Consider the following 5,242-nt stretch of genomic DNA (forward strand, 5'->3'; position numbering starts at 1 on the left):
CTCGCCCGGGCGCGGCGGCTGCACCGCGCGGCCGTCGGCGAGCACGGCTGGCTGCTGGAGCGGGAGCGGGAGAGCGCCGCCCGGACCGCCGTGGACGCCGAACGGGCGCGGATCGCCGCCGAGTTGCACGACATCGTGAGCCACAACGTGAGCCTGATGGTGGTGCAGGCCGGGGCCGCGCGCGAGGTGCTGGCCACCATGCCCGAGGAGGCGGCGGCCGCGATGGCCGCGGTCGAGGCGGCCGGGCGGGACACGATGACCGAACTGCGGCACCTGCTCGGCCTGCTCGCCCCCGCCGCGGACGGCAGCGAGGAGCCGGCCGCGGACGGTTTCGCGCCGCAGCCCAGCCTGAGCCGGCTGAGCCCGCTGATCGACCGGTTCGCCTTCGCCGGGCTGCCGGTCGAGGTGCGGATCTCCGGCGAGCCGAGGCCGCTGCCCGGCGGCATCGACGTGACGGCGTACCGGATCATCCAGGAGGCGCTGACCAATGCGCTCAAGCACGGGGACGGGGTGACGGCGGAGGTGACGGTGCGCTACGCGGACCACTACCTGCGGGTGGAGGTGCTCAACAGCGGCCCGAGCGTGCTCTCCGGGGCACCCGCCGCGCCGGTCGGGCCGCGGCCCGACGGGGCCGGGCGCGGACTGATCGGCCTGCGCGAGCGCGTCGCGGTGTACGGCGGTGACCTGGACGCCCGGCGCCGGCTCGGCGGCGGGTTCCGGGTCCGCGCCCGCATCCCGCTGGACCGGCCGTGACGGGGGGCGGCGTGGAGCAGGACCGGGAACGCCGTCCGCGCGTGGTGATCGCCGACGACCAGGAGCTGGTCCGCACCGGTTTCCGGATGATCCTCACCGCCCGCGGCATCGACGTGGTCGCCGAGGCCTCCGACGGCGCCGAGGCGGTGGCCGCCGCGGTGCTGCACCGCCCGGACGTCGCGCTGCTGGACATCCGGATGCCCGGCACGGACGGCCTGGAGGCCGCCCGGCGCATCCTGGCCCAGGTGCCCGGCTGCCGGGTGATCATGCTGACCACCTTCGACCTGGACCACTACGTCTACGCCGCGCTGTCCGCCGGGGCCAGCGGCTTCCTGCTCAAGGACGTCACCTCGGCCCACCTCGCCGCCGCCGTCCGGCTGGTGGACACCGGGGACGCGCTGCTCGCCCCCTCGATCACCCGGCGCCTGGTCGAGCGCTTCGCGGCCGGCGCCCCGCGGCCGGCCCCGGGTGCCGACGGCCCGCCGCTGCACCGCGACCTCGCCCCGCTCACCCCGCGCGAGGCGGAGGTGCTCACACTGCTCGGGCGCGGGCTGTCCAACACCGAACTGGCACGCGAACTGACGCTCAGCGAGTCGACGGTGAAGACCCACGTGGCCCGGATCTTCGCCAAGCTCCACCTGCGCGACCGGGCGCAGGCGGTGGTCCTCGCCTACGAGACCGGGCTGGTCGCACCGGGGGGCGGCTGACCGTCAACGTCCCTTTCCGTATGCGCCAATTCGCGCGACTATCATCCGAATCTCACTCCTTAGAGCTAACTCCTCGCCAAATCCCCCTTTTTGCCGGTCCATGGGGCAGCATCTGCATGTCCACGCCCGAACAGAACCGACACCTCGGGCGCCACCACCCGGCATGACGAGGACACTTGGACCGGCCCGTGACCACCACCGCCCCCGTGTGGGACTGCCCCTTCCACCACACCGACGGCCTGGAGTTCGACCCCCTCCTGAAGCAACTGCTCACCGAGGCCCCGGTCGCCAGGATCCGGCTGCCGCACGGCGAGGGCGAGGCCTGGCTGGCCACCCGCTACGAGGACGTCAAGACGGTCACCACCGACCGCCGGTTCAGCCGTGCCGCGGGCATCGGCCGCGACCTGCCCCGGATGACGCCGGCCCCGATCGCCCAGGCCGAGGCGATCAACCTGATGGACCCGCCCGCGCACAACCGGCTGCGCCGGCTGGTCGCCCAGGGCTTCACCAACCGCCAGGTCGAGCGGATGCGCCCGACCACCCAGCGGACCGTCGACGGCTACTTCGACGAGATGACCGAGCACGGCGCCCCCGCCGACCTGATGCACTTCCTGGCCGGCCGCCTCCCGCTCACCACCATCTGCGAACTGCTGGACATCCCCGAGGCCGACCGCGCCGAACTGCGCGGCCACGCCGTCGCGATGATGCGGATGGGCCCGGGCAGCCGGGACGGCCAGGAGGCCGCCAAGACCGCGCTGCGCGGCTACTTCACCGAGCTGACCGCCGCCCGCCGGGCCCACCCCGGCGAGGACCTGATCAGCGCCCTGGCCACCGCCCGCGACGGCGACGAGCTGCTCGACCCGGACGAGCTGACCGTCATGGCGATGGTCCTGCTGGTCACCGGCCACGACACCAGCACCTACCAGCTCGGCAACCTCACCTACACCCTGCTCACCCACCCCGAGCAGCTCGCCAAGCTGCGCGCCCGGCCGGAGATGCTGCCGCGCGCCCTGGAGGAGCTGCTGCGCTTCATCCCGTTCCGCCAGGGCGTCGGCATCGCCCGGGTCGCCACCGAGGACGTCGAACTGGGCGGCGTGCCGATCCGGGCCGGCGAGGCCGTGCACGTCTCCTACCTGACCGCCAACCGGGATCCGGCGGTCTACGAGCACCCCGACGAGCTGGACCTCGACCGCGGCGCACCCACCCACATGGCCTTCGGGTACGGCCAGCACCACTGCCTCGGCTCGCACCTGGCCAGGATGGAGCTTCAGGTCGCCATCGGCACCCTGCTGCGCCGGTTCCCCGGCCTGCGGCTGGCCGTCGACCCGTCCGAACTCGACTGGAACTCCGGCTCGATCTGGCGCTTCCCGCGCACCCTGCCGGTGGCCTGGTAGCGCCTCCCCTCAACTCACCGTTCCCGCAGCACCGGGGAGACCCACACCATGGCAACTCTCTGCCGCCCGGCGATCGCCGTGCCCGAGCACGTCATCACCCTCGAACAGACCCTCGACCTGGCCCGCACCCTGCACGCCGGCCACCCCCGACTCGGCCTGGCGTTACGGCTGATCGAGAACACCGGGGTGCGCACCCGGCACCTGGTCCAGCCGATCGAGCGCACCCTCACCCACCCGGGCTTCACCGTCCGCAACGAGGTGTACGAGCGCGAGGCCAAGCGGCGCGTCCCCGCGGTGGTCGAACGCGCCCTCGCCCACGGCGAACTGACCGCCCGGGACATCGACCTGATCGTCTACGTGTCCTGCACCGGCTTCATGATGCCGTCGATGACCGCCTGGCTGATCAACACCATGGGCTTCCGCTCCGACACCCGCCAGGTGCCGATCGCCCAGCTCGGCTGCGCGGCCGGCGGCGCCGCCGTCAACCGGGCGCACGACTTCTGCCGCGCCTATCCGGGCGCCAACGCGCTGATCGTCGCCTGCGAGTTCTGCTCGCTCTGCTACCAGCCGACCGACCTCGGCGTCGGCTCGCTGCTCTCCAACGGCCTGTTCGGGGACGCGGTCGCCGCCGTGGTGATGCGCGGGAGCGGCGGGCACGGCGTGCAGGTCGAGCGCAACGGCTCGCACCTCGTCCCGCACACCGAGGACTGGATCTCGTACGGGGTGAAGGACACCGGCTTCCACTTCCAGCTGGACAAGCGGGTGCCCGGCACGATGGAGATGCTCGCGCCCGCACTGCGCGGCCTGGCCGGGGAGCACGGCTGGGACGTCTCCGGGCTCGGCTTCTACATCGTGCACGCGGGCGGCCCGCGCATCCTGGACGACCTGTGCCGCTTCCTCGACCTGGAACCGGCCACCTTCCGCTACAGCCGGGCGACGCTCACCGAGCGCGGCAACATCGCCAGCGCCGTGGTCTTCGACGCCCTGGCCCGGCTGTTCGCCGACGGCGGCGCGCCCGAGGGCACCACCGGGCTGATCGCCGGCTTCGGACCGGGCATCACCGCCGAGATCTCACTCGGCAGTTGGGTCGGCGCACCGGCCGCGGTACCGCGTCCGCTCCGCCCGCTCGCCGTCTCCACCTCCGACATCACCCTCGTCCATCCGAGCGCCCCCCGGCGTTTCCCGGCCACCACTACGATCTGCGAATGACCGATACCACGGACCGCACCGACGCCTCTGCCAGATCCGCCGAACTCGCCGCCCTGTTCCCGGCGTTGCACGCACCGCAGTACTGGAGCTGGGGGCGGTTCGACGCGCAGTTCTCCACCGAGCCGCCGCCGGACGCGCTGGTCACCAACATCCACCTGGTCGGCTTCGCGGACGGTCAGGTGGTGCTCTGCCGGGACGACCGGGACCACTGGTTCCTGCCCGGCGGCACCCGGGAGCAGGACGAGAGCATCGCCTCCTGCCTGGCCCGCGAGCTGCGGGAGGAGGCCGGCGCCCGGCTGCTCGGCGAGGCCCACTGGCTGGGCGCGCACCGCTGCCGCACCGAGGACCCGGTGCCGTACCGGCCGTGGCAGCCGCACCCGGAGAAGGCCTGGCTGTGGGGCTGGGGCGAGGTCGCGCTGGACTCCGCGCCGACCAATCCGGCGGACGGCGAGCAGGTGGTCGAGGTCCGTCCGGTGCCGTCCGCGGAGGCCCAGCGGCTGCTGCTGGCCGGGCACGACGCCTGGTGGGGCGAACTGGTGGCCCTGGCGGTGGAACTGCGGCGCCGGGCCGGACTGGGCTGAGATCCCGGCCCCGGCAGCCGTTCCCGCGGCTGCGGAAGGTCACCGGAACGGCGGAACATCGAGTGAGAGTGTCCGTTTTGTGGTGATATTACTCGGCCATGGACACCACATCACTGGCCGTGGACTACCCGCTGCTCAACATCTTCTGGACGATGCTGGAGCTGTTCCTCTGGATCCTCTGGTTCTTCCTGCTGTTCAAGATCATCACGGACATCTTCCGCAGCCACGACCTCGGTGGCTGGGGCAAGGCCGGCTGGCTGGTCCTGGTGATCCTCCTGCCCCTGATCGGCGTCCTCGTGTACCTGATCGCCCGCGGGCAGTCGATGACCAAGCGCGACATCCAACAGGCCCAGGAGAGCCAGGCCGCGTTCAAGGCCTACATCCGGGACGCGGCGGCGTCGGGACCGGAGGCCGGCGGCCGCAGCCACGTCGACGACCTGGCGAAACTGGCGGACCTGAAGGAGAAGGGCGCCATCTCCGACGAGGAGTACCAGAAGGCCAAGGAGAAGATCCTGGCCTGAACGTCCGGACGGGCACGACGGCCGGGGCCGGTGGACGCAGGGGTGCGTCCACCGGCCCCGGCCGCGGTCCGTCCGTC

6 protein-coding genes are annotated in these 5,242 nt (G+C 72.7%); all 6 read left to right on the forward strand.

Annotated elements, in window-relative coordinates:
• Positions 1-753, forward strand: a 753-nt coding sequence (locus KS423_RS37675; protein WP_224284243.1) for a sensor histidine kinase, incomplete at its 5' end; no start/stop codon positions are given.
• Positions 750-1,460 carry a response regulator transcription factor gene (locus tag KS423_RS37680; RefSeq protein ID WP_224284244.1) on the forward strand — a complete coding sequence of 237 codons (711 nt, stop codon included), beginning with the start codon at positions 750-752 and terminating at the stop codon, positions 1,458-1,460. The genes KS423_RS37675 and KS423_RS37680, both read left to right, overlap by 4 nt.
• Positions 1,461-1,648: 188 nt before the next feature.
• Positions 1,649-2,854, forward strand: coding sequence for a cytochrome P450 (locus KS423_RS37685; RefSeq protein ID WP_224284245.1), 1,206 nt, complete (start codon positions 1,649-1,651; stop codon positions 2,852-2,854).
• Between the two features lie 48 nt (positions 2,855-2,902).
• Complete coding sequence (locus KS423_RS37690) at positions 2,903-4,063, forward strand: type III polyketide synthase (RefSeq protein WP_224284246.1); 1,161 nt, start codon at positions 2,903-2,905, stop codon at positions 4,061-4,063.
• A complete protein-coding gene (locus tag KS423_RS37695) occupies positions 4,060-4,644 on the forward strand; it encodes an NUDIX domain-containing protein (RefSeq protein ID WP_224284247.1) in 585 nt (194 codons plus the stop codon). The genes KS423_RS37690 and KS423_RS37695 overlap by 4 nt, the downstream gene beginning before the upstream one ends.
• Before the next feature lie 98 nt (positions 4,645-4,742).
• Entirely contained in the window at positions 4,743-5,165 is a 423-nt protein-coding gene (locus KS423_RS37700) for an SHOCT domain-containing protein (protein WP_224284248.1), read from the forward strand.
• Positions 5,166-5,242 lie beyond the last annotated feature (77 nt).

The organism is Streptomyces sp. LS1784 (genome assembly GCF_020103755.1).
Taxonomy (GTDB): domain Bacteria; phylum Actinomycetota; class Actinomycetes; order Streptomycetales; family Streptomycetaceae; genus Kitasatospora.

Coding starts and splice junctions, on each gene's coding strand:
- KS423_RS37690 (WP_224284246.1), top strand. CDS start 2,903: ATGGCAACTCTCTGCCGCCCGGCGATCGCCGTGCCCGAGCACGTCATC.
- KS423_RS37695 (WP_224284247.1), top strand. CDS start 4,060: ATGACCGATACCACGGACCGCACCGACGCCTCTGCCAGATCCGCCGAA.
- KS423_RS37700 (WP_224284248.1), top strand. CDS start 4,743: ATGGACACCACATCACTGGCCGTGGACTACCCGCTGCTCAACATCTTC.